The sequence below is a fragment of the Citricoccus nitrophenolicus genome, assembly GCF_047305825.1.
Classification (GTDB): Bacteria; Actinomycetota; Actinomycetes; order Actinomycetales; family Micrococcaceae; genus Citricoccus; species Citricoccus nitrophenolicus.
Genome location: NZ_CP063070.1, coordinates 533,409 through 556,551 on the forward strand (window position 1 = coordinate 533,409; position 23,143 = coordinate 556,551).

Below are 23,143 nucleotides of genomic sequence, written 5' to 3' on the forward strand. Positions count from 1 at the left end.
GATCAGGAGGAGGTCGCGGCCTCGTCCTGGATCGGACCCTGGTTCTGCAGATCGCGCAGCTGGCCCTCGATGTAGGCCTTCAGACGGGAGCGGTAGTCACGCTCGAAGCCCTTGAGCTGCTCGACCTTGCGCTCGAGCACCGACTTCTTCTCCTCGAGGTCGGCCAGGGTCTTGCGGGACTTCTCCTGCGCGTCGTTGACCAACCCGGTGGCCTCGTTCTGGGCCTCGGCGACGATCTGCTCGCGCTTCGACTGGCCCTCGGCCACGTAGTCGTCGTGCAGCTTCTGGGCCATGGCCAGAACGCCGGCAGCGGAGGTGGCCGTGGCGCCGTGGGCCGCACCGGCACCCGGCGCGCTCGAAGCCTCAGCGCTCGAAGCCTCAGCGGCGGCCGGCTGGGCCGTCGACGCCCCGGCGCCAGCCTCTGGCTCTGCGGCGGGAGCGGGCTCGGTCACGGTGGATTCGGTCTTCGCAGCCGGGGCCACGGCCGCCGGGGCGGAGGTCTGTGCCGCAGCGGGCTTCTCCTCAGCCACGGGGGCCTGCTCGGTGGGCTCTGCTGCCGGGGTCTCCGCCGCCGCCTCCGGGGAATCCACGGAGTCGGCCACCGGCTCGGCGGCCTCGGTGGTGCCCTCGGCGGACACCGGAGCGGGGACGACGGACTCGCCGGTTCCGCCGGGCTGCAGCTCGGACACCTTGCGGCGAAGCTCGTCGTTCTCCTGGTTGAGACGGCGCAACTCGACCACGATCTCGTCGAGGAAGTCGTCAACCTCGTCCTGGTCGTAGCCCTCCCGGAACTTCGTCGGCTGGAACCGCTTGTTGACAACATCTTCCGGCGTCAGAGCCATGTGGTCACCCCAATACGTATTCGGTCTGCCCTTCAGGGCAATGGTCTACTCTGCGGCTCCGGGACTGCCGGTCGGCACCCCGAGACCACACTGTTTCTCAGGCTACCATCAGCCCAACGCGCCCACGGCAAGGGCCGCCGCCACGGACTTCAGCAGCACGACCACCACGAACAGGATCAGGAACGCCACGTCGATACCGATCCCCCCGAGGTTCACGGGAGGAATCTTGGAACGCAACCATCGCAGGGGTGGATCCGTGACGGAGTAGACGGTGGACGCCACCAACAGCAGGACACCCTGGGGCCGCCAGGTACGGGCGAAGGACTGCACCACATCGAAGACGATCCGGATCAGCAGCAGGAGCTGCACCAGCGCCAGCACGAGGTAGATGAGGGAGAAGATCAGGGTCACGGCAGCCTATTCCACACCAGGGTCCGGACGGGTTCGGTCCCGCCGGTCCGGTGTCAACTCTGGTTGAAGAAGTGCGCCTGGTCCTCGGCGCCCGAGGTGTCCTCGCCCAGAACCTGGACGGTGGCGGGGGTCAGCAGGAACACCTTGTTGGTGACCCGCTCGATGGCACCGTGGAGTCCGAACACCAGGCCGGCAGAGAAGTCCACGAGGCGCTTGGCATCGGACTCGCTCATGTCCGTCACGTTCATGATGACGGGGATGCCCCCTCGGAACGACTCGCCGATGAGCTTGGCGTCGTTGTAGGAGCGAGGATGGACAGTGGTGATCTGACGCACGGACGTGGCCTCTTCCCGGGACTGAGTGGCCCGCTTGATGGGGGTGACAGGCGCACGATACTCGCGCTCCGCAGGCTGGGGTGAGGCCGCCCGGACGGGCTGCGGGCGCTCGTCACGCCCCTCGTCCTCCCATTCACCGGAGGCCTCGGCCGGCTCGGCCGTTGCCGGCCGCTCGGCGCGCTCCTGCCTGCGGGGCTGCTCTCCAGCCCGCTGGTCTTCCTCGTAGTATTCATCGCCATCGGCGAGCCCGAGGTAGATCATGGTTTTCTTCAGTGCACCAGCCATCGAAAGTCCTCACCGTGTGGAAAGCGCCCGGGAAGCTCCCGGCCCTGCGTCATCCGCCCTCGCAGCAGACACCTTCGAGGTTAACCCACCTCAGGGCGCGGCCCGAGGACATCAGTCCCGACCCGAAGGTGTGTCGCCCCCGCAGCCACTGCCTGTTCCAGGTCCTGGCTCATGCCAGCCGAGATCCAGGTGGCACCCGGGTGTCGAGCCACCAGCGCAACGGAGAGTTCCCGGAGCCGGCGGAAGGCGGGCCCGGGGTCCAGACCCAGTGGCGCGACGGCCATGAGGCCTCGCAGTGCCAGCCCCTCCGCCGCGTCGATCCGCTCCGCCAGTGCGGGCACCTCGTCCGGCTGCGCCCCACCGCGGGAGCCGATCCCGGCCGGCCGTTCGTGCGGCGGACGGGGATCCAGGTCCACCTGGATCAGGCAGTCGAGGTCCCGGCGGGCGCCCCACCCCGCCTCCCGGCGACGCGCCTGTTCGCGGGACATGGCCGCGGACAGGGCCTTCACGAGTGACGCGCGGTCCACCGAGTGCACCGCACCGGCGTACTGCACCACGGATTTGGCCTTGTTGGACTGCAGTTGGCCGATGAAGTGCCAGGTCGGTCCTGACGACCCCCTGCCGGCGGCCCCCGCCAGGGCGTCTACCTCGGCTGCTTTGGCACTGGCCTCCTGGTCCCGATTCTCGCCGACGTCCTCGACGCCGAGATCGGACAGCCGACGGACGTCCTCGGCCGGATGGAACTTGGTGACGACCACCAGACGCGGGGCACTGGCTCGTCCGGCATCGGCCACGGCCCGGTCGATGCGCCGCCGGACGGCCTCGAGCGCCCGGCCCAGCTCGGCTGTGCGGCCCTCACCCACTGACTTGCCCATCTCATCCTCACTCATGGTTGACGCCACACCAGCCCCACGAACCGGCCGCGGCCCGGCTCCCGGCGGTGCGAGTAGACGCGGTGGTCCTCCAGCGTGCAGACCCCACTGTGGCGCACCGTGACCCCGAGCGCCGTCAGGATCTCGTCGGCTCCTGCAGGCAGGTCCAGCGCGGGGGTCCCCCACGAGGTGGTGGAGGCGCAGGCCGGGATCCGGGCAGCCCCCTCGGCACGCATGGACTCGGGGACCTCGTAGCAACGCCCGCAGATCCCGGGGCCGATCCAGGCCTCGATGTCTCCGCGGCTGCCCCCGGCGCCGTCCTGCCGCATTCGATGGACCGTGTTCTCCAGCACCCCGTCCAAGAGGCCCCGACGCCCCGCGTGTGCCACGGCCGTGGGGCCGGTGGCTTCGCCCTCCCCCGCATGCCGCGAGACCAGTGCCACCGGGAGGCAGTCGGCCACCATGATGGCCAGGGGGTCCCGGCCGGTGGCGCTGACGAGGGCATCCGCCTCCCGCGGAGACGCCGCCTCCCCCCAGCCGAATCCCTCCGCCGGAAGCACGCGCGCAGAGTGGACCTGGGTCAGGTACTCGGTGCGCCCCCGGGGAACGTCCATGACGTCCTCGAGGCGGCGCCTCGCCTCCGCGGCGGCCTCGCGGGCCGCCGTGACGTCAACCCCATCGGCGGAACGGGCACCGCTGACATGGAAGGCGAGATTGCCGGCGTCGACCCCGGTGAAGCCGACGTGGAGGCCGGGGGCGGGCTCGGTCCGCCACAGGAACGGGGACTTCTCCCCCGCCGGGTGGTGCAGCAACGCCGTGGCCCCCCGCCTACTTCAGGAAGTCGGGCACGTCCAAGTCGTCACGGCCGGTGCCGGACAGGTCCGGCTCGACCACCGTCGGCAGGTCCTGCTGAGCAGGTTCGGCCTGGTAGCCGGAGGTCTCCGCGGTGGGGGCGCTCTCCGGAAGGGCCGGAACCGGACGGTTCGGCACCGGCTGGTTCGGGACCTGCTGGTTGGACGGCTGGGCGCCGCCGTTCTGCGATCCCGGCAGGGTGGCCTGCTGGTTCTGCGGCTTCGTGCCGGTGTTGAAGCCCCCGGCCGGAGCCGAGGTGGCGTCCACCTGGTCGAAGCCGGCCGCGATCACGGTGATGCGGGCCTCGTCACCGAGAGCGTCGTCGATGACGGCACCGAAGATGATGTTCGCCTCCGGGTGGGCCACCTCCTGGACCAGACGGGCCGCCTCATTGATCTCGAACAGACCGAGATCGGAACCGCCCTGGATGGACAGCAGCACACCGTGGGCGCCGTCGATGGAGGCCTCCAGCAGCGGCGAGGCGATGGCCAGCTCTGCGGCCTTGACGGCACGGTCCTCGCCTTGCGCGGAGCCGATGCCCATGAGGGCAGAACCCGCACCCTGCATGACGGACTTCACGTCCGCGAAGTCGAGGTTGATCAGGCCCGGGGTGGTGATCAGGTCGGTGATCCCCTGGACGCCGGACAGCAGCACCTGGTCCGCGGACTTGAAGGCGTCCAGCACGGACACGTTGCGGTCGGAGATGGACAGCAGGCGGTCGTTCGGGATGACGATCAGCGTGTCGACCTCGTCCCGCAGTCCGTCGATGCCGGACTCCGCCGACGTCGCGCGGCGGCGGCCCTCGAACGTGAACGGCCGGGTCACCACGCCGATGGTCAGGGCGCCGAGCGAACGGGCGATGCGTGCCACCACGGGCGCGCCGCCCGTGCCGGTGCCACCGCCCTCACCGGCGGTCACGAAGACCATGTCCGCCCCGCGCAGGACCTCCTCGATCTCCTCGGCGTGGTCCTCGGCGGCCTGGCGACCGACCTCGGGGTTCGCGCCGGCACCGAGGCCGCGGGTGAGTTCGCGGCCCACGTCAAGCTTCACATCGGCATCACTCATGAGCAGCGCCTGGGCGTCGGTGTTGATGGCGATGAACTCCACGCCGCGGAGTCCGACGTCGATCATGCGGTTGACGGCGTTCACGCCGGCGCCGCCGATACCGACGACCTTGATGACGGCCAGGTAGTTCTGGGGTGCTGCCACAGTAGATGTCCCTTGCTCGATTGGCTTAACGTTCAGGTTGAAGGTTAGTGTTATGTCAACCTGACTTCTGGGTGAAACGTTATGGTGCTGGGGCCAATCGTGCAAAGACCGGCCATCGGTGTGTCGTCTTTCATCGGGTCACGGGGCGGTCCGGGGTGGACACATCGAACTCCTGCACGGGGTTCTCCTCGTCCTCCGGAACCTTCAACAGGGCTTCCAGGACCTGGGCCTTGCGCGCTCCCTGCTCCGGGTTTCCCCACAGCACGGTCCGGCCGTCCGTCAGGGTGAGGGTCACCGAGTCGATGGTCTGGGCCGAGGCCGACTCCATCTGTGTCCGGATCGATTCCGGAAGGGTCCCGAGCACCGAGGTGATGGCGTCGAAGACGGCCGGGTCGCTGAGGTCGGCCACACTCGCGACGCTGGGCAGGCTGTAGTCGCCGGCACGCTCCTCGGGGATGGTCGCCAGCGCGGCGCCCGCCGCGGAGTACAGGGTCCGGTCCGCACCGTCCGGGACCAGGGCCACCGGCTCGTGCTCCACCACCTCCACCGAGAGGCCGTGGGGCGGTTCGGCATGGACACGCACGGTGTCCACGGCGGGCTCGTCCTCGAGCAGGTCCGCCACGGTCTGTTGGCCCACCTGGGGCAGCGGACGGCCATGGACCGGCCCCAACAGGTCCTCGGCCCTCTCCTGGGCCAGCAGGTCCGTGCCGTCCACCGTGACGGTGGAGATCGCCAGCACCGGGGAGAAGTACAGGACCGCGCCGAGCACGGCCAGCACCGCCACCAGCCCGGCACCGCCGACCCACCACACTCTGCGGTGGCGCCTGCGGGCCTGGCGGTCGGTCTCGGGGAACTCGAGGACGTTGCCGGTGTCCGGGGCATCCAGCCGTTGTTCGGTCTGCGTCATCCGTCCTCCCCCCGCGGAGTCCGCCGCCCCAAGGCCTCCAGGACGGCGCCTGCCTGAGCCGTGACATCCCCGGCGCCCATGGTCAGGATGACGTCGCCTGGACGCACCGGCGCCACCAGGGACTCCACCGCGGCGGCCGCGTCCTCGGGAACGACCCTCGCCCCGGGCAGGGGCGCGTTCACCCGCTCGGCGATGAGGTGGGAACCGACGCCGGGGATCGGTTCCTCGCGGGCCGGGTAGACCGGAAGGACCCGCACACCGTCCGCTGCGGAGAGCGCCTCGGCGAAGCCCTGGGCGAAGTCCCGGGTCCGCGAGAACAGGTGAGGCTGGAACAGCACGTGGAGGCGGTGCTCCCCCGCCACCGTCCGGCCCGCGGCGATGGCGGCAGCCACCTCGGTGGGATGGTGGGCGTAGTCGTCGAAGACCCGCACCCCCGCCGACTGGCCGCGGTACTCGAAGCGACGGGCGGTGCCACGGAACTGCTCGAGCCCGCTCGCCGCCGCGGCCTCGTCCAGACCGGCGTGATACGCGGCCAGCAGGACGGCGGCCGCGTTCAGCGCGTTGTGCCGCCCCGGCACGGACAGGGTGAGCACCGTCGTCGTGCCGTCCTGCCACCGGTAGGTGACCCGCTGACCGGTGCCACCGTCCAGTCCGGTGAGCACACTGTCCACCAGAACCAGGTCGTCGGTCCGGGAGGGGTCCGAGCCGTAGGTGGCCACCCGTGGGCCCGGAACGTCCGGCTCCCCGGCCGCCCGGGCCCAGTCGGCGGCCTCACGGGCGCCGGGATCGTCCGCGCAGGCCACCAGCACGCCCCGGCCGGGCAGGAGCCGGATGAAGTCCCGGAAGACCTGGGTGACGGCTTCCTCGGATCCGTAGTGGTCCAGGTGATCCGCCTCCACATTGGTCAGGATCGCGATCTCGGGGCGGTAGTTCAGCAGGGTGCCGTCCGATTCGTCTGCCTCGGCGATGAACCACTCCCCCGTACCGGCCGAGGCATTCGTCCCGAGACCGGCCACGGCGGCACCCACTGCGAAGGTGGGATCCACGCCGGCGCGGGTGAAGGTCATGGCGGCCATGGAGGAGGTGGTGGTCTTGCCGTGGGTGCCGGCAACGGCCAGGACGCGGTGTCCGGCCATGGCCGCGGCGAGCCCCTCGGAACGGTGCAGGACCGGCAGGCCCCGCTGCACCGCGGCGTCGTACTCGGGGTTGCCCGGGCCGGCGATCGAGGAGGCGATCACCGTGTCCACGGAGCCGCCGCCGTCCGCCGCGACCCGATCCAGGTTCTCGGCGTCATACCCCACGAAGACGGCGGCCCCAGCGGACTCGAGCTCCCTCATCACCGGCAGGTCCTTGGCGTCGGTTCCAGAGATCCTGGCGCCCAGCTGCTGCATGATCCGGGCGATCCCGGAGACACCGACCCCACCGAGGCCGAGGAAGTGGATGCGGCCCAGCCCGGCCAGTCCGTCGGTGGCCGGGGTCACGGGTCCGGGGGTCACGGGCTGGGTCACTGGTCTTCTCCCGAGGGGTAGGCGGTGGGTTGGGCACGGCCGGCCGCCTGCACCACGAGGCGCGCCATGGTGCGGTCGGCGTCCCGGACGCCGAGGCGCTCGGCCACGGCGGACATGGTCAGCAGGCGTTCCGCGTCCCGGGCCAGGGGAATCAGTTCACGGCTGATCCACTCGGGCGTGAAGGCCTCGTCCCGGACCGTGAGCCCGCCGCCTGAGGCCACGAGTCCCCTCGCGTTGAGGGCCTGTTCCCCATTGCCGACCGGGAGGGGGACCAGAATGGACGGCAGCCCCACAGCGGCCAGCTCGTGAACGGTGCCGGCCCCGGCACGGGCCACGATCAGGTCGGCCACCGCGTACGCCTGCTCCATGCCGTCCAGGTACTCCCGCTGGTGGTAGCCGGGCGATTCCAGCAGACCTCCGTCCGGGCCCAGCACCTGCTTGTCCCGGCCGGTCAGGTGCAGCACCTGCAGCCCGGCGGCGGCGAACTCCGGCAGCGACCCCGCGATGGCACGGTTCAGGTTCTGCGCGCCGGAGGAGCCCCCTGTGACCACCACGGTGGGGGCGGACTCGTCCAGGCCGAGGGCTCGGCGGGCCCCGCCGCGGGCCGCAGACCGGTCCAGGGTGGAGATCTCCCGGCGCATGGGCATCCCGACGCACCGGGCCCGGGCGAGCTCGGTCTCTGGGAAGGCTGTGGCGACCACAGCGGCACGGCGGGCCCCGAGCTTGTTGGCCAGCCCGGCGCGCACGTTGGCCTCATGGATCACCAGGGGGATCCCGCGGCGCACGGCGGCCAGGTACACCGGTGTGGAGACGTACCCGCCCACGCCCACCACGACGTCGGCCCGGCGCCTCGCGAGGATCTCCCCGGCCTGGGTGACGGCACGCCGGAGACGCACGGGAAGCCGGACCAGGTCCATGGTGGGCCGGCGGGGCATGGGCACCCGGTCGATGGTGTCCAGCTCGTATCCGGCCGCCGGCACGAGCCGGGTCTCCAGTCCCGTGGTGGTGCCGACCATAGTGCACCGTACGGCCTCGTTGCCCCGGCCCGCAGCCGTCTCCGGGTACAGGTCCCCCAGTGCCCGGGCGATGGCGAGCATCGGGCTGACGTGGCCCGCGGTGCCGCCGCCGGCGAGGACCACGCGCAGTGTTTCGGTCATGAGGTGCCTCCAGGGGCTTGGGCCGGTGCGGCGCGGGTGTTCAGGCGTTCCTGAAGGATCTGCTGGCGGGCGAAGGACAGGACGATGCCCACGCCGGCCAGCACCAGGGTCAGGGCCGAGCCGCCATAGGAGATGAACGGCAGCGGGACGCCGATCACGGGCAGCAGGCCGGTGACCATGGCGATGTTGATGAAGGCCTGACCGATGATCCAGGCGAGGATGCCTCCCGTGGTGATCTTGACGAACAATGAGGTGGAGCGGCGGGCCACCCGGAACATGCCGATGGCCAGGCCTGCGAAGAGTCCGATCACCAGGAGCGTGCCCACCAGGCCCAGCTCCTCGCCCAGGATGGTGAAGATGAAGTCGTTCTCCGCCTCGGGGATGTAGCTCCACTTCTGGCGGGACTGGCCCAGTCCCACCCCCCACCACCCTCCGGAGGCCAGGGCGTACATCCCGTGGTCTGGCTGGTAGCAGGGTTCGGTGGGGAACTCGCAGTTGCCGAGCCAGGCCTGAATCCGCACGGCTCGGTTGGCGGAGGTCAGGGCCAGGATGATGGCAGCCGCGGCCCCGATGCCTCCGGCCACCAGGAAGTAGCGCAGCTTCGTCCCCGCCAGGAACAGGACCGCCGCCAGGATCAGCATGATCACCATGGCGGTTCCCAGGTCCTTGCCCAGCATGATCAGGCCCAACAGGAGCGCTCCCACGGGGAACAGCACCGGCACGATGGCGTGCTGGAGCCTGCCGATCAGCGCGGCCTTGCGCTCCAGCACGACCCCGGCCCACAGGGCCAGGGCCAGTTTGGCGGCCTCGGAGGGCTGGGCCGTGAAGCCGCCGACCCGCAACCAGTTCCGGTTGCCGTTGACCTCGTGCCCGAGGGGTGTCAACACGAGCGCCAACAGGACCACGCCGATGATGATCGCCGGCCAGGCCAGCTTTCGCATCCGCTCCGGGCCCAGCCGTGACAGCAGCAGCATCAGGAGCAGGCCGAAGACGCCGAACAGGGCTTGGCGCAGGAACAGGTCATAGGACCCGGTGGTCTCGCCGATGTTCTCCACCGAGGAGGAGGAGAGCACCATGACCATGCCGATGACGGTCAGTGCGGAGGCGCAGCCCAGGATCAGGAAGAAGGAGGTGCGGGCGGAGTCCTTGCCGTCGAGGAAGGTCCACCACCGCTGCCACCACCGGGCCGCCCGCGGGCTGCGCTGCTGCGGTGAGCTCCCGGTCCTGGCTGGACCCCGGGTGCGGCCCGACGGCCGGATGGGGGTGGTCACCATGCACGGGCTCCTTAGCTGCCCAGCCCCTTGGTGTCCATGAGGCGGGCGACGGCGTTGATAAAGGCGTCTCCCCGATCGGCGTAGGAGGCGAACTGGTCCATGGACGCCGCAGCCGGCGCCATCAACACGACGTCCCCGGGCCGGGCCACCGCATCGGCTTCACGGACCGCTGCCGCCATGGCCAGGTGGCCGTCCGAGGGGTCCTCTCCAGTGTCCCGCACCGCTGTGGACAGAACCGGGACGTCCGGCGCGTGTCGTCCCAGCGCTCCTGAGAGTTCGCTGGGATCCGCGCCGATCAGCACCACGGCACGCAGCCGAGCGGCGTGCCGGGCCACGAGCGCGTCATAGCTCATGCCCTTGGGCAGTCCGCCCGCGATCCACACGACCTGGCTGAAGGAACCGAGCGAGGCGTCTGCGGCGTGTGGGTTGGTGGCCTTGGAGTCGTTGATCCAGAGCACGTCCTCCGCCCGGGCCACCAGCTGGATCCGGTGGTCACCGGGCCGGTAGCCCCGCAATCCGTCCCGGACCGCCTCGGGCGCCACGCCCAGGGCCCGGACGAGCCCCGCCGCGGCAAGGGCGTTGGCGACCTGGTGCTGCGGCGCGATGGGGCCCAGGTCCTCGAGTTGGCCCAGCTCCAGCGCCTGGTGGGCCCGGTCCTCCAGGAAGGCCCGGTCCACGAGGATGCCGTCCACCACCCCCAGCATCGACAACCCCGGGGTGTCGGTGGAGAACGAGACCGCGCGGCAGCCCTCCTGGACGTCCGCCTCCTGGACCATCCGCAGCGTCAGCGGCTCGGCCTCATTGAACACGCAGGCCACCCGCGTGTTCTCGTAGATCTTGGCCTTGTCCGCGCAGTACGCCTCGAACGAGCCGTGCCAGTCCACGTGGTCTTCGGCGATGTTGAGCACGGCCGAGGCCGCCGGTTCGATGTGGTGGGTCCAGTGCAGCTGGAAGCTGGAGAGCTCCACCGCGATGGTGTCCCAGCCCTCCGGGTCACGGATCGCGTCCAGGATGGGGGTGCCGACGTTGCCGCAGGCAATAGCGCGCTGTCCGGCCGCGAGCAGCATGGACTCGACCATGCCGACCGTGGTGGTCTTCCCATTCGTGCCGGTCACCACCAGCCAGTCGGCCGTCCTGCGGCCGGCACGCTCCCTGAGACGCCAGGCCAGCTCCACGTCACTCCAGATGGGGATCCCGGCGGCAGCCGCCGCCGCCAGCAGGGGCTGGTCCGGCCGCCACCCCGGGGAGGTGACGATCAGCTCGGGAGGCGCGCCGCCGACGTCGGGCACCGAGGTGGTGTGCTGCTCCCCGAGCAGCACGTCCCGTGCCCCCACGATCCTCAGGGTGTCTGCCTTGCCGCGGGTGTCCGGGGTGTCCTGTCCATCCACGGCCACCACCTCCGCGCCGAGTTCGGCCAGGGTGTCCGCCGCGGAGAAGCCGGAGAGCCCGAGGCCGGTGACGACCACGCGCAGCCCCGACCAGTCGGCATCCCAGCTGGTGAGCTGCGCCAGGCGCTCGTGCCGTCCGGTGCCGCCGCTCACTGGGAGAACACCCAGTCGGCGTAGAACAGGGCGATTCCGACCCCGACGCACAGCAGTCCGATGAGCCAGAACCGGACGACCACCGTGACCTCGGCCCAGCCCTTGAGCTCGAAGTGGTGCTGGAGCGGCGCCATCAGGAAGACCCGCTTGCCGCCGGAGACCTTGAAGTAACCCACCTGGATGATCACCGAGAGGGTGATCAGGACCATGAGTCCGGCCAGGATGATGACCAGCAGCTCGGTGCGGGACAGGATGGCAAACCCGGCCAGAGCACCACCGAGGGCCAGGGAGCCGGTGTCCCCCATGAAGATCTTGGCCGGAGAGGTGTTCCACCACAGGAAGCCGATGAGGGCACCCGTGAGGATGGCGGCCAGTACGGCCAGGTCCATCGGGTCCCGGACCGCGTAGCAACCGGCACCCCCGCTGGTGACGCCGCAGTGCTGGTTGGCCTGGAACACGGTGATCAGCATGTACGCACCGGTGATCATGGCGGTGGCGCCCGTCGCCAGGCCGTCCAGCCCGTCCGTCAGGTTCACGGCATTGGTGGTCGCCGTGGTGATGACATTGGACCAGATGACGAACAGGATGACGCCGATCGCGGGGCCGGCGAACGCCAGGTCGATCGGGAGGTCACGGACGAAGGAGATGGCCGTGGAGGCCGGGGTGAGTCCGCGCTCGTTCGGGAAGTTCAGTGCCAACACGGCGAATCCCGTGCCGACCACGGCCTGCAGGATGATCTTGGCCCACGGGGTCAGGCCCAGGGAGCGCTGGTTGGAGATCTTGGTGAAGTCGTCCAGGAAGCCCACGAACCCCATGCCCACCATGAGCAGCAGCAGCACCATGGCGGAGGAGGTGGGACCGGCGTTCTCCAGCTGCAGCCCGCCCATGATCCAGTGGGTGAGGAAGTAGGCGAGCACGGTGGCCACCACGAACACGGTGCCGCCCATGGTGGGAGTGCCACGCTTGGTCTTGTGGGTGGTGGGCCCATCGTCCCGGATGAACTGCCCGTAGCCCTGGCGCACCAGGAACTTGATGAACAGCGGCGTTCCGACGAGCGTCAGTACGAGCCCGAGGAGGGCACCGATCAACAGGCCTATCACTGGCTCTGCTCCTTCCGGTCCCCGGTGGGGACGTCCGCCGGACCACAGGCTATCCGATCGCCCAGATCACCCAGCCCGGCGCCATTGGAGGATTTGAACAGCACGATGTCTCCGGGTGCCAGCTTGCGCTCCAGCAACTCGGCCGCGACGTCAGGGTCTGCGGCGAAATCGACCTCATCGCCCCAGGAGCCCTCGTTGACCGCTGAGGTGTAGAGCGGACGTGCCCCGTCCCCGACCACGAGGAGCTGGCCGATGTTCAACCGCACCACGGCGGTGCCGATGGCCGTGTGCTCTCGGATGCGGTCCTCACCGAGCTCGAGCATCTCCCCCAGGACCGCCCAGGTGCGCCGGCCGGTGGAACGCCCCATCACGGCCAGGGTCTGCAGCGCGGCCCGCATGGACTCGGGGTTCGCGTTGTAGGCGTCGTTGATGACGGTGATGCCGTCCGGGCGGTCGGTGCGCTCCATCCGGCGGCTGCTGGTGGCCCCGGCCCCGTTGAGGGTCTTGGTGATCACCTCGGCATCCAGTCCGGCGGCGGTGGCGGCCGCCGCGGCCGCCGCGATGTTCGCGGCGTGGTGGCGGCCGATCAACCCCGAGGTGACGTGGTGGGATGCGGCGGCGGTGCCGGCTCCCAGCCTCAGCTCGAAGTCGGGGTGCTCCTCGGCGGTGGTGGTCAGGGATCCGGCCAGCGCGGAGAAGGCCGCGGACCCGGCCTCGAGGTCCGCGTCCACCAGGGGGAAGGTCCCCTCCTCAACGGAGAACCACGCCACCTTCCCGCGGGTCCGCTCGGCCATCGCGGCCACCCGGGCGTCGTCCCGGTTGAGTACGGCGACGCCGTCCGCAGGCAGGGCCTCCACGAGCTCGCCCTTCGTCCTGGCGATGTTCTCCACGCCGCCGAACTTGCCGGAGTGCGCCGAGCCGACCATCAGCACCACGCCGATGTCCGGCTTCACCATGGAGGACAGGTACTCGATGTTGCCGACCTCGTCCGCCCCCATCTCGATGACCAGGTAGCGGGTGTCCAGGGCGGCCCGAAACACCGTCAGCGGGACACCCACCTCCCCGTTGTAGGAGTTCCGGGGGGCCACCGTGGGGCCCGCGGCGGACAGGATGGCCGCCAGCAGGTCCTTGGTGGTGGTCTTGCCGGCCGAGCCGGTGATGCCGATGACCGTGGTGGGCGAGTGCTCCCGGATTCTTTCCACGATGTACGCCGCCAGCCGCCCCATGGCCGAGACCACGTCCTCCACGATGATCGCGGGGTCCGGCCGCCCCTCGCCGTCCGTGGTCTCGCGTTCGGCGAGCACGAGCGTTGCCCCTGCCGCGCGCGCAGCCGCGATGAAATCGTGCCCGTCGGCGTGTTCACCGGGCTTGGCGATGAACAGGGTCCCCCCGGAGACATCCCGGGAGTCGGTGGTGGCGGTGTCCACGGTGGCCTCGGCACTGACGGTGGCAGTCAGGGTGCCTCCCGTGGCCTCGGCGACGGTGGATGCGGAGAGTTCGATCATGACCCGTCAACTTTACGTCCATGCTCATGAGAATCAGATGAGGGGGCCGCACCGTGCCGCGCCACGGCGGCCCGCAGCTCGACCCGATCGTCGAGGGGCACGTCCACCCCGCCCATGTCCTGCACGGTCTCGTGCCCCCTCCCGGCCAGCACGATGGTGTCCCGTGATGTGGCCAAGGACACTGCCAGCTCGATGGCGTCCTGGCGCGGCGCGGATTCGTGGACCTGGACCGTCCGCCCTGCGGCGGCCGCCTTCTCGGCACCCTGGCGTACCCCGGCGAGCACCTCCGCCCTGATTCCGGATGGTTCCTCCCGGTGGGCGTCGTCGTCCGTGACGATCACGACGTCGGCCCACTCGGCGGCGATGCGCCCCATCACCGGGCGCTTGGCCCGGTCACGCTCGCCCGTGGCCCCGAACACGAGGATGGTCCGGCCCTCGACGTTGCCGGCCGCCAGCCGGGCGTCACGCACCGACTCCAGGGCACGCTCCATCCCATCCGGGTTGTGGGCGAAGTCCACGATGGCATCCGGTGCGTGCGCCACCACCTCCATGCGTCCGGGCACGGCCGTGGCGAACGGGCCCTGGCCCACGGGGGCATCCAACAGGGCTGACAGCGCGTCCCAGTCTGACGACGGCAGCGATTCGAGGACCATCACGGCGGCCAGGGCCGCGTTGGCCACGTTGAAGCGCCCCGGCAGTCCCGTGGAGGCATGCACCAGGCGGCCGCTGGGCGCGTGGTGCAACGCGAAGCGGTGTCCGAGCCCCACGGGTTCCAGCTCCGTGACGGCCCAGTCCGTGCCGGACACGGGGTCCCCTCCGTGGTCGGCGGCAGGCCCGAGGGACAGGGTCACCACGGGACAGTCGGCCGCGGCGGCCATCCGCGTGCCCCACGTGGCGCCGTCCGCATCCGGGGCGTCCGGTCCGCCGTCCACCGTGATGACGGCCCGCCCGGACCGGCGGGCGCTGAACAGGCCGGCCTTGGCAGCGAAGTACTCCTCCATGGACCCATGCAGGTCCAGGTGGTCCTGGGTCAGGTTGGTGAACCCGGACACCGCGAAGTGCATCCCGGCGATCCGGCGGTAGCTGATGGCGTGGGAGGAGACCTCCATGGCCGCCGCGTCCACCTGCTCCTGGCGCATCAGCGCCATGAGCGCGTGCAGCTGGGTCGATTCCGGGGTGGTGAGCGTGCTCGGGACCGTACGGTCTCCCGCCCGGATCTCGATGGTGCCGATCAGACCCGTGGTCTCCCCCCAGGCCTGGAGGAGGGAGGTGATGAAGTAGCTGGTGGTGGTCTTCCCGTTGGTCCCGGTCACCCCGTACATCCGCGGCCCGACCCCGGCATTGCGGTGGATCGCGGCTGCGGCCGGTCCGACGGCGTCCCGGACCTGACGCACCACGAGTACCGGTGTGCCCATCGGCAGGTCGGTGGCCAGTTCGGCCCCGCGGGGATCCGTCAGCAGGCCGGCAGCACCGGCGGCGACGACGGCCCCCGCGAACTCCGCCCCGTGCCGGTTGGCCCCGGGTACGCCGACGTAGAGGTCACCCGGCCTGACCGCTCGGGAGTCCATGGCGATACCGACGGGCCCGTCCCCGGCCGGCCAGCCTCCGGGAGCCCCCGTCAGCTCGACGGGCTGCCCGGCGCGGTTCAGTGCCTCGACGAGATCGTTCCAGTCCAGTGGTTCCGTGTGGTCCGGCCTGAAGGCGGCATCCTGTTCGGCCGGTGACAGTGGTGTGCTCATGATGCTGCGGTCCCCTCCTACCAGGGCCGCTTCTGCGGCTCGTCCGGGAAGACATCGTAGTTCTGGGGTTCCTGGTCCTGGGGCGGGACGTTGTACTTGGTCAGCAGGTAGGACAGCATCTCCGCTGCCGTGTCCTCCACCTGCCAGGACTTCCAGTCCCCCTGCGGGCGGTGCACGGACACGGCGACCACGAACTGGGGGTCGTCCAGCGGGGCGACTCCGCCGAAGGAGGTCGTGTAGCCATCATAGCCACCGACCCCGGCGGCCTCTCCGGTGCCGGTCTTGCCGCCCACCCGATAGCCCGGGATCTGGGCCGGGGTAGCGGTGCCCAACTGCACCACGCCCTCCATCAGCCGCAGCATCTCATCCGAGGTCTCCTCTGTGTAGACCCGGGTGCCCTCGCCCTCCGGCACCACCTTCTCCGAGCCGTCGTCATCGATGTAGGCGTCGATCAACTGAGCGTCCATGGACACGCCACCGTTGGCCACGGTCTGCAGGATCTGGGCCAGGTGCATGGTGGTCTGGGTATAGCCCTGGCCGAACATGGTGGTGAACCGCTGCCGCGAGTCCCACTGCGCGGGCTCCACGAGGATGCCCTGGTTGCTCCCGGGCAGCCCGATGTCGAGGTGCTCCCCCACGCCCAACCTCTTCAGGTAGTCGTAGCGGACCTGGTCATCGACGGTCTCGGCCACCTGCACCGTGCCCGTGTTGTAGGACCGGGTGAAGATCCCCGCCGTGGTCATGTCATAGGTGTCGTGCGGCATCGAGTCGTTGATGACCTGTCCGTCGAACTCCTGTTTGTTGGGCACCGTCCAGGTGTCTGTGGGAGACACTCCCTTCTCCAACGCCGTCGCGAAGGTGGAGATCTTGCCGGTGGAGCCCGGCTCGTAGGACTGGGTCAGGGAGGTGGGCCGCCAGAACAGGGGGTCCGTGGCGGTCGGATCGGCTGGATCCACAGTGGTGGAGTCCGCCATCGCCAGGATCTCCCCGGTCTTGGCGTTCATCACCGTCATGTTGCCCCAGGCAGCGTTGTAGGACTCCGTCTTCTCGGCGATGACCTCCTGCGCGAACCACTGGACGTCCTGGTCGATCGTCAGCCGGAGGTCCTGGCCGTCCACGGCCGGAGTCTCGGAGAACTCGGCGTTGGGGATGCGGACGCCGTCCGCCGCGATCTCATAGGACCGTTCGCCCTCGGTGCCGGAGAGGTGCTTGTCCTGGCTGAGCTCGAGGCCTTCCAGCGGAGTGCCGTCTCCGCCCAGGAAACCGAGGATGGATCCGGCCACCGCACCGTTCGGATAGGAGCGCTCGGAGACGGGCTCGGCCAGCAGGCCCGGGATGCCGATCTCCAGGGCCTTCTCCTTGACCTCAGGGGTGACCCGCTTGACGATCACCTTGTAGGGGCGGTCCCCCACCATGCGGTCCTTGAGCTCTCCCGCATCGATCCCCAGCACCGTGGCCAGCTCGTCGAGGGAGTCGTCCAGGGCGACGTCCTCCATCTCGCTGGTCTCGTCATTCCACGCGCGGTAGTCCTTGACGAGCCGCTGGTCCGCCACCAGGTCATACCGGTCCACCGAGGCGGCCAGGACGCGGCCCTGGGAATCGAGGATGGAGCCACGATCCGGCGTGATGGTGACGGACCGCAGCCGCTCGTTCATCGCGTCAGCGGCGTGGCCGGAGGCGTCGACCCCCTGGATGAACACGAGGCGCAGACCCAGCACCGCCAACAGGACCAGGGCTATCAGGACGCCGAACCGCAGCCGCCGCCCGCTCGTCTCCACGGTCTCACCGCTGCCGGGTGTCTTGGCCATCAATGGTGTCCTTCCTGCCCGGGGCCGGTGCGTGGTGGGTCCTACAAGGTGGTCAGGGGGTCAGTTGCCGCTGGCCGAGAACTGCGGGGCAGGGATGGTGCCGCCGTTGAGGTTCTCGGCTGAGTCCTCGGCGGAGGTCTCCGCCCCGCCGGTCTGCTCCGCGGCACCCTCAGTCGCCCCGGTGCCGGACGGCTTCGCACTGTCCGCCGCCTCCGGATCAGCCTCAGTGGCCGCCTCCAGCTTCTCCTGCGGACTGACGGGGGCCGCAACATGCCCTCCGGGCTGGTCCTCGGCATCCGCCGCGGTGGCCGTCCCCGTGACGGCACCGTTGGCCAGGTCGATGGAGGCGATGTCCCCGGGGTTCACCATCCCCAGCTCACGCGCCTCGGCCGAGAGGTTCTGCGGGGCCTCCAGGTGCTCCACCTGCTGGCGCAGGACCTCGTTGGACTGGCTGAGGTCGAGCTGCTCACTCTTGAGGGAGACGAGCTCATACTGTCGGTTGGACACGGTGATGTTGGTGATCAGCACGGTCATGAGAGCCGCCACCAGTACGGCGACGCACAGGGCCGCGAAACCACGGCCGGACTTGCGGATGGGGGCGGGGACGACCGCCAGTGGGGTGCGGAGGCGCGGCGATGCGTCCGCGGGCTGAGCTGCGCCCTGGATGACGGGTTGCCAAGGAGCAGCCTGTCCGATCTGCGGAGCGGTGCTCTCGCGAGTCTGGGCAGGCTGCATGGCGAATCGCTGCTGCGTGGCGGTCATGCTGTGCTCCTTGATGCTCTGATCTTCTCAACTGCTCGCACTTTTGCGGAGGAGGCGCGAGGGTTTTCTTCGATTTCTTTTTCCGTGGGCTTGTCCACACCCCGGGTCAGGACCTTGACCACGGGAGCGTGCTCTTCGAGCTCCACCGGGAACCCCGGAGGTGTCAGGGACGTGGCATCCGACGTGATGGCCCGTTTGGTGATGCGGTCCTCCAGCGAGTGATAGCTCATCACCACGAGCCGCCCCCCGACGCTCAAACGCCGCAGTGCCGCTGGTACGGCCTCCTCGAGGACGTCGAGCTCCTCGTTGACCTCAATGCGCAGGGCCTGGAAGGTGCGCTTCGCCGGGTGCCCCCCGCTCTTCCCCGCTGCCACCGGAACGGCTCCACGGATGACCTCCACGAGCTGTCCTGTGGACTCGAACGGCACGTCGGCGCGGGCCCGGACCAGGGCAGAGGCGATCCGCCCGGCGAACTTCTCCTCGCCCCACGTGCGGATGACCCGGCGAAGGCGGTCCTCGTCATAACCGTTGACCACGTCAGCAGCCGTGAGTCCCCCGGTGGTGTCCATGCGCATGTCCAACGGCGCATCGTAGGAGTAGGCGAAACCCCGGTCCCGCTCGTCCAACTGGTAGGAGGAGACACCGAGGTCGTACAGCATGGCGTCGGCCTGTTCGAATCCGGCGGCGGCCAGTGCGGCCTCCACCTGCTCATAGGTCCCGTGCCAGGTCCGGAGCCGATCGCCGGCCCAGGAGAGCCGCTCCCCGGCCAGGCGCAACGCCTCGGTGTCCCGGTCGATGCCGACCACCACCGCGTCTGGATGACGCCGCAACACGGCCTCGGCGTGGCCACCCATGCCGAGTGTCCCATCAAGGTAGACGGGAGTGCGCCCGTGATCCCGGGCGGAATCCAGACCCGGGGACAGCAGGTCGAGGACACGGTCCCGCATGACGGGCACGTGCCGGTCCCGTGCTGGTGTCTCATCCGTAGCCATGCCGCTCCACCCCTTCTCAGCCGTCTCGGTCGTATCGATGGGCCGGAGGTCCGTTCCCTTAAGTGACAGGCGGACCCTTGGATCAGATCCCCATCCGCGCACCGGTTCCGTGCCTGGCCCGGGGGAAGTCGGGTCAGGTCCGGCCTGGGGCGGCTGGAGGTCTCATTCAAGAGTCCGCGCTGTGTGATTGTGAGCTCGTCCGCCGGGGTCCTCCTAGAAGATCCCCGGCAGCACGTCCTCGTCCGTCTCCGAGAAGGCGCTCTCCTGGGCCTCCAGGTAGGAGCTCCAGGATCCGGCATCCCAGATCTCGGCCCGGGTGCCGGCGCCGATCACCGCCAACTCCCGGTCCAGTCCCGCATAGCTGCGCAACGGAGCCGGGATGGTGATCCGTCCCTGCTTGTCCGGGGTCTCATCCGATGCGCCGGACAGGAACACGCGGATGTAGTCCCTGGCCTGCCGCGAGGACAACGGCGCTGCCCTCATCTGTTCATGAACCCGTTCGAACTCACTCGCACTGAAGACGTAGATGCAGCGCTCCTGCCCCCTGGTGAGGACGAGACCGTCAGCCAGCTCCTCGCGGAACTTGGCCGGAAGGATCAATCGCGCCTTCTCATCCAGCCGCGGCGAGTAGGTCCCTAGGAACACGACCCACCGCCTTCGCCGTCTGAGAGGTTCGCTTGACCCTCCTTCTGCACCACCACCCTCTGATGTCCTCCACTTTACCCCACAACCCCCCACCGTCAAGCCACAACACCCCCGGAGAGCGGGCATGGCGAAGGATGTCTGTGGCCTCGGATACCCCGCCTGGAAGCGCACCATCGCCGCCATGGCAGGGATCCGAGCACATCCGGCTGCTGCAGGCGCGCTCGGGGAGGGTGAGGGAGGACGGTGGAGGAGAGTCCCGGCCTCGAAGCGCGGAGGGTCGCGCGCATGCGCCACAGCAGCTCGGAATCGAGGCCACCACAGGGCGTTCAGGGGCTCGGTGACCTCATGGGGAGGGAAGTGGGGGCCGTGATAGGGAGCAGAGTGGGGCCACTCAGGCGCCGGTCATACGCGGGCCCTGCGCATGAGAAAACCCCGCCGCTGAGCGACGGGGTGATGCCGGTGACGGACACCGGCCAGAACCAGACTCCTGGGACCTACGTGGTCCTGGGGTCAGGGATTGCGGCGTTCTTCCCACCGCTGTTCCAGATTGGCCATGAAGGGGGAGCTCTTCTTGGCGGCGCCGGTGGATGCCGCGCCCCCACCCCGCGAATCCTTGGACCGCCCCGTGGCCACATAGACGCCGGCGGCCATGATGACGAATCCGATGATGCCGAGCCAGATGAACTGCTGGGAGACACCCCAGAGCAGGCCACCGAGCCCCACGGCCGCAGTCACCGCGCCCGCCACCAATCGCGTGGTCGAAAAACGAGAGGTCCCCGTCTCACTCATGCTCGTGGCAAAGTGCGGATCCTCAGCATTCAGCTGTTGCTCCAGCTGCTCCAGGAGCTTCTGCTCCCGCTCAGACAACGGCATCGCTGCCTCCTCTTCCGGCCCGGGTCTTCCCGTCCTCCCAGCATACGGCTCCCTGCCACCCCCACGCCATATCGGTGACGCCCTTTCACTGGCGAAGACGTCCAGTTCCGCGATCAGCGAAGATCGTCCCCGCCGGGCGGCCCGTCCGCAGGTGGTTGCCGGTCCACCAACGTGGCCGGTCTGAGGCCGGCCTGAGGGAACCTCCGGCGGATGTCATCGGCCACCCGGTCCGCCTGAGACCAGTCGGCGGGGGGCCGCTCGTCCTCCCACAGCAGGGACTCCTGCACCGACTCGCCGGCACCGGACAACCGCTCCGCACGGATGCCCAACAGGCGCACGGGGACCCGATGGGCCTCCAGGAGCGTCCGCAGGAGGCCTTCGGCGGCCTCGGCGATCGGCCCGGCCGAGTCCGTGGGCCTGGCCAGCGTCACGGTTCGGGTCCGGACGGACAGATCCGGAGCCTTGACCTTGACGCTGATCGCGCCCGCCCGGAACCCTCCGCGGCGCAGTCGGATGGCCCCCTCATGGGACAGCCCCACCAGGTGACGGTGCAGCTCGGCCGGATCCCTGACATCCTGCTCGAAGGTCCGCTCCACTCCCACGCTCTTCGTGTCATGCTCCGGGGTGACGGGCCGCGGGTCGATTCCCTGAGCCAGCCTCACCAGGGCCGGCCCCTGGGTGCCGAGCCACCGCTCCATGCGCTGCGGGGCCTGGGCCGCCAGGTCCCCCACGGTGGCCAGGCCGGCCGCGATCAGCCGTTGCCTCAAGACGGGGCCGACGCCCCACAGCGCCCCCACCGGCAGTGGGTCCAGGTACTCACGGGTGCTGCCGGACGACACCACGGCCAGCCCGTCGGGCTTGGCCCGGGTGGAGGCGATCTTGGCCACCGACTTCGTCGCCGCTGCACCGACGGTGCACGAGAGCCCTGTGCGTTCCCGGACCTGCGCGCGGATCATGGCCCCGATCCGCGCAGGGGCACCGAGCCGGCGTCGCGCCCCGGAGACGTCCAGGAAGGCCTCATCGATGCTGAGTTGCTCCAGGACAGGGGTGAAGCCACCCAAGATCCCCATGAACTCCCGCGAGACCTCGGTATACCGGTCATGGCGAGGCTCGATGACGGCCGCTCCGGGACAGAGTGCCATGGCGTGGGCCAGCGGCATGGCCGAACGGACCCCGAAGTCACGCGCCTCATAGGAGGCGGACAACACCACCGACCGGCCACCACGGTGCGCCACCAGCGCCGGACGGCCGGCCAGGTGGGGTTGGTCGAGCAGCTCGACGGCCAGGAAGAAGGCATCCATGTCCACATGGAGCACCACGGCGTCCCAGGATTCGTCCATTCACCCAGCCTAGGTCCGCCCGTGGGGCCGGTAGGCTGGGACGGCCGCATATCGAGTCTCAAGGAGCACCGTGACCCATCCCCCGTCAGTCCCTCCGGCACTCACCGGGGAAACGGAGTTCATCCGCGCCGTCGGTCACCGCCTGGAGGAACTGCTGGCCGGTTATCACGATCGCGCGGCCGCCATCTCGGATTCCGCCACCCCCCTGGTGGAGGCCATCACTGGCCTGGCCCGTGGCGGCAAGCGGATGCGTGCGGTGCTGGCCTGGTGGGGATGGCGCGGCACCGGAGCCGCGGCGGACGACGAGCGCATCCTCGACGCAGCCGTGGCCCTCGAACTGTTCCAGGCCGCGGCCCTGATCCATGACGACATCCTGGACCGGTCCGACACCCGGCGAGGTGCCCCAAGCATCCACCGCACCTTCGAATCACGGCACCGGAGTTCCGGCTGGCGCCAGGATCCGGCGCACTTCGGCCTCTCAGCAGCCGTGCTGACGGGGGACCTGTGCTTGTCCCTGAGTGAGGAGGTCTTCGCGGCCGCAGCCGGGGCCTCCGCCAATCCAGCAGGGGCACGGGCCATGTTCAACGAGATGCGCTTCGAAGTCATGGCCGGTCAGTATCTGGACGTCCTGGACGAGGTGGAGGTCCCGGGGCAGGATCCGGCCGCCGCGCTGGAGCGGGCACGCACCGTACTGCGATTCAAATCGGCCCGGTACTCCGTGGTCCACCCGCTGGGCCTCGGCGGCATCCTGGCTGGAGCCGAAGAAGACGTCCTGGAGCACTACGAGCGCTTCTCCTCCCCCCTGGGGGAGGCCTTCCAACTCCAGGACGACCTCCTGGGTGTCTTCGGCAATCCCGCTGAGACCGGCAAGCCCGCCGGGGACGACCTCCGAGAGGGCAAACGCACCGCGCTGGTGGCCCATGCCCTGGACCTGTTCACCGAGGACCAGGTGGCCCACCTCGAGGCGGCACTGGGCGATCCGGATCTCGGTCCCGAGACCGTCACCCGGATCCAGGGGCTGCTGGAGTCCAGTGGTGCCAGGGGACGGGTCGAACAGGACGTGGCGGAGCTGGGCGAGGCCTCGCTGGCGGCTCTGGCCCACGCCCCGATGCACGTGGACGCCCGCAGCGGGCTGGATCGTCTCGCCCGGAGGGTCCTGGGCCAGGCAAGACAGAACGGCTAGAGC

At 69.8% G+C, this 23,143-nt stretch carries 21 protein-coding genes; 1 reads left to right on the plus strand and 20 read right to left on the minus strand.

Features of this window, described 5'->3' with window-relative positions:
• Nucleotides 1-2: 2 nt before the first annotated feature.
• The 20 genes from IMT31_RS02440 to dinB form a co-directional block, all read right to left on the minus strand.
• Nucleotides 3-842, minus strand: coding sequence for a DivIVA domain-containing protein (locus IMT31_RS02440; RefSeq protein ID WP_413543633.1), 840 nt, complete (start codon nucleotides 840-842; stop codon nucleotides 3-5).
• Nucleotides 843-950: 108 nt separating this feature from the next.
• The gene (locus tag IMT31_RS02445) at nucleotides 951-1,253 is read right to left on the minus strand and encodes a YggT family protein (RefSeq protein WP_345356442.1); all 303 of its coding nucleotides are present in this window, start codon (nucleotides 1,251-1,253) and stop codon (nucleotides 951-953) included.
• Nucleotides 1,254-1,306: 53 nt separating this feature from the next.
• The gene (locus tag IMT31_RS02450; protein ID WP_413543634.1) at nucleotides 1,307-1,873 is read right to left on the minus strand and encodes a cell division protein SepF; all 567 of its coding nucleotides are present in this window, start codon (nucleotides 1,871-1,873) and stop codon (nucleotides 1,307-1,309) included.
• Between the two features lie 80 nt (nucleotides 1,874-1,953).
• Nucleotides 1,954-2,763 (minus strand): YggS family pyridoxal phosphate-dependent enzyme, encoded by an 810-nt coding sequence (locus tag IMT31_RS02455; protein ID WP_413543635.1) that lies wholly within the window; start codon nucleotides 2,761-2,763, stop codon nucleotides 1,954-1,956.
• On the minus strand, nucleotides 2,760-3,557 hold the full coding sequence (locus IMT31_RS02460; protein WP_413543636.1) for a polyphenol oxidase family protein: 798 nt from the start codon (nucleotides 3,555-3,557) through the stop codon (nucleotides 2,760-2,762). Before IMT31_RS02460 ends, IMT31_RS02455 begins: the two co-directional genes overlap by 4 nt.
• A gap of 16 nt (nucleotides 3,558-3,573) precedes the next feature.
• The gene (ftsZ, locus tag IMT31_RS02465; protein WP_413543637.1) at nucleotides 3,574-4,806 is read right to left on the minus strand and encodes a cell division protein FtsZ; all 1,233 of its coding nucleotides are present in this window, start codon (nucleotides 4,804-4,806) and stop codon (nucleotides 3,574-3,576) included.
• 130 nt (nucleotides 4,807-4,936) lie between these two features.
• Complete coding sequence (locus tag IMT31_RS02470) at nucleotides 4,937-5,713, minus strand: cell division protein FtsQ/DivIB (RefSeq protein ID WP_345356427.1); 777 nt, start codon at nucleotides 5,711-5,713, stop codon at nucleotides 4,937-4,939.
• The gene (gene murC / locus IMT31_RS02475) at nucleotides 5,710-7,221 is read right to left on the minus strand and encodes a UDP-N-acetylmuramate--L-alanine ligase (protein ID WP_413543638.1); all 1,512 of its coding nucleotides are present in this window, start codon (nucleotides 7,219-7,221) and stop codon (nucleotides 5,710-5,712) included. Before murC ends, IMT31_RS02470 begins: the two co-directional genes overlap by 4 nt.
• Nucleotides 7,218-8,378, minus strand: a complete 1,161-nt coding sequence (gene murG / locus IMT31_RS02480; RefSeq protein WP_413543639.1) for an undecaprenyldiphospho-muramoylpentapeptide beta-N-acetylglucosaminyltransferase — start codon at nucleotides 8,376-8,378, stop codon at nucleotides 7,218-7,220. Before murG ends, murC begins: the two co-directional genes overlap by 4 nt.
• The gene (ftsW, locus tag IMT31_RS02485) at nucleotides 8,375-9,652 is read right to left on the minus strand and encodes a putative lipid II flippase FtsW (RefSeq protein ID WP_413543640.1); all 1,278 of its coding nucleotides are present in this window, start codon (nucleotides 9,650-9,652) and stop codon (nucleotides 8,375-8,377) included. The genes murG and ftsW overlap by 4 nt, the downstream gene beginning before the upstream one ends.
• A gap of 11 nt (nucleotides 9,653-9,663) precedes the next feature.
• Nucleotides 9,664-11,193 carry a UDP-N-acetylmuramoyl-L-alanine--D-glutamate ligase gene (gene murD, locus IMT31_RS02490; protein WP_413543641.1) on the minus strand — a complete coding sequence of 510 codons (1,530 nt, stop codon included), beginning with the start codon at nucleotides 11,191-11,193 and terminating at the stop codon, nucleotides 9,664-9,666.
• Nucleotides 11,190-12,293, minus strand: coding sequence for a phospho-N-acetylmuramoyl-pentapeptide-transferase (mraY, locus tag IMT31_RS02495; RefSeq protein WP_413543642.1), 1,104 nt, complete (start codon nucleotides 12,291-12,293; stop codon nucleotides 11,190-11,192). The genes murD and mraY overlap by 4 nt, the downstream gene beginning before the upstream one ends.
• Nucleotides 12,290-13,798: a UDP-N-acetylmuramoyl-tripeptide--D-alanyl-D-alanine ligase gene (locus IMT31_RS02500; RefSeq protein WP_413543643.1), complete on the minus strand. Its 1,509-nt coding sequence runs from the start codon at nucleotides 13,796-13,798 to the stop codon at nucleotides 12,290-12,292. Before IMT31_RS02500 ends, mraY begins: the two co-directional genes overlap by 4 nt.
• The gene (locus IMT31_RS02505) at nucleotides 13,795-15,537 is read right to left on the minus strand and encodes a Mur ligase family protein (RefSeq protein ID WP_413543644.1); all 1,743 of its coding nucleotides are present in this window, start codon (nucleotides 15,535-15,537) and stop codon (nucleotides 13,795-13,797) included. Before IMT31_RS02505 ends, IMT31_RS02500 begins: the two co-directional genes overlap by 4 nt.
• 17 nt (nucleotides 15,538-15,554) lie before the next feature.
• Complete coding sequence (locus tag IMT31_RS02510) at nucleotides 15,555-17,345, minus strand: peptidoglycan D,D-transpeptidase FtsI family protein (RefSeq protein ID WP_413543645.1); 1,791 nt, start codon at nucleotides 17,343-17,345, stop codon at nucleotides 15,555-15,557.
• A 60-nt stretch (nucleotides 17,346-17,405) separates the two neighbouring features.
• Nucleotides 17,406-18,107, minus strand: a complete 702-nt coding sequence (locus tag IMT31_RS02515) for a hypothetical protein (RefSeq protein ID WP_413543646.1) — start codon at nucleotides 18,105-18,107, stop codon at nucleotides 17,406-17,408.
• Complete coding sequence (rsmH, locus tag IMT31_RS02520; protein WP_345356397.1) at nucleotides 18,104-19,099, minus strand: 16S rRNA (cytosine(1402)-N(4))-methyltransferase RsmH; 996 nt, start codon at nucleotides 19,097-19,099, stop codon at nucleotides 18,104-18,106. The genes IMT31_RS02515 and rsmH overlap by 4 nt, the downstream gene beginning before the upstream one ends.
• Before the next feature lie 213 nt (nucleotides 19,100-19,312).
• Entirely contained in the window at nucleotides 19,313-19,744 is a 432-nt protein-coding gene (gene mraZ, locus IMT31_RS02525) for a division/cell wall cluster transcriptional repressor MraZ (RefSeq protein ID WP_345356394.1), read from the minus strand.
• Between the two features lie 510 nt (nucleotides 19,745-20,254).
• Nucleotides 20,255-20,617 (minus strand): DUF3040 domain-containing protein, encoded by a 363-nt coding sequence (locus tag IMT31_RS02530; protein ID WP_345356391.1) that lies wholly within the window; start codon nucleotides 20,615-20,617, stop codon nucleotides 20,255-20,257.
• A 113-nt stretch (nucleotides 20,618-20,730) separates the two neighbouring features.
• Nucleotides 20,731-21,957 carry a DNA polymerase IV gene (dinB, locus tag IMT31_RS02535; protein ID WP_413543647.1) on the minus strand — a complete coding sequence of 409 codons (1,227 nt, stop codon included), beginning with the start codon at nucleotides 21,955-21,957 and terminating at the stop codon, nucleotides 20,731-20,733.
• Nucleotides 21,958-22,027: 70 nt separating this feature from the next.
• Here dinB and IMT31_RS02540 point away from each other — a divergent pair, with 70 nt between their 5' ends.
• Nucleotides 22,028-23,140: a polyprenyl synthetase family protein gene (locus IMT31_RS02540; RefSeq protein ID WP_413543648.1), complete on the plus strand. Its 1,113-nt coding sequence runs from the start codon at nucleotides 22,028-22,030 to the stop codon at nucleotides 23,138-23,140.
• The last annotated feature ends 3 nt before the right edge of the window (nucleotides 23,141-23,143 follow it).

Bases quoted from the DNA above. Each gene is read 5' to 3' on its own strand.
- murG (WP_413543639.1), bottom strand. From the start codon at position 8,378: ATGACCGAAACACTGCGCGTGGTCCTCGCCGGCGGCGGCACCGCGGGC.
- IMT31_RS02505 (WP_413543644.1), bottom strand. From the start codon at position 15,537: ATGAGCACACCACTGTCACCGGCCGAACAGGATGCCGCCTTCAGGCCG.
- ftsW (WP_413543640.1), bottom strand. From the start codon at position 9,652: ATGGTGACCACCCCCATCCGGCCGTCGGGCCGCACCCGGGGTCCAGCC.
- IMT31_RS02510 (WP_413543645.1), bottom strand. From the start codon at position 17,345: ATGGCCAAGACACCCGGCAGCGGTGAGACCGTGGAGACGAGCGGGCGG.
- IMT31_RS02500 (WP_413543643.1), bottom strand. From the start codon at position 13,798: ATGATCGAACTCTCCGCATCCACCGTCGCCGAGGCCACGGGAGGCACC.
- IMT31_RS02455 (WP_413543635.1), bottom strand. From the start codon at position 2,763: ATGAGTGAGGATGAGATGGGCAAGTCAGTGGGTGAGGGCCGCACAGCC.
- rsmH (WP_345356397.1), bottom strand. From the start codon at position 19,099: ATGGCTACGGATGAGACACCAGCACGGGACCGGCACGTGCCCGTCATG.
- IMT31_RS02440 (WP_413543633.1), bottom strand. From the start codon at position 842: ATGGCTCTGACGCCGGAAGATGTTGTCAACAAGCGGTTCCAGCCGACG.
- dinB (WP_413543647.1), bottom strand. From the start codon at position 21,957: ATGGACGAATCCTGGGACGCCGTGGTGCTCCATGTGGACATGGATGCC.
- IMT31_RS02515 (WP_413543646.1), bottom strand. From the start codon at position 18,107: ATGACCGCCACGCAGCAGCGATTCGCCATGCAGCCTGCCCAGACTCGC.
- IMT31_RS02470 (WP_345356427.1), bottom strand. From the start codon at position 5,713: ATGACGCAGACCGAACAACGGCTGGATGCCCCGGACACCGGCAACGTC.
- IMT31_RS02530 (WP_345356391.1), bottom strand. From the start codon at position 20,617: ATGCCGTTGTCTGAGCGGGAGCAGAAGCTCCTGGAGCAGCTGGAGCAA.
- IMT31_RS02450 (WP_413543634.1), bottom strand. From the start codon at position 1,873: ATGGCTGGTGCACTGAAGAAAACCATGATCTACCTCGGGCTCGCCGAT.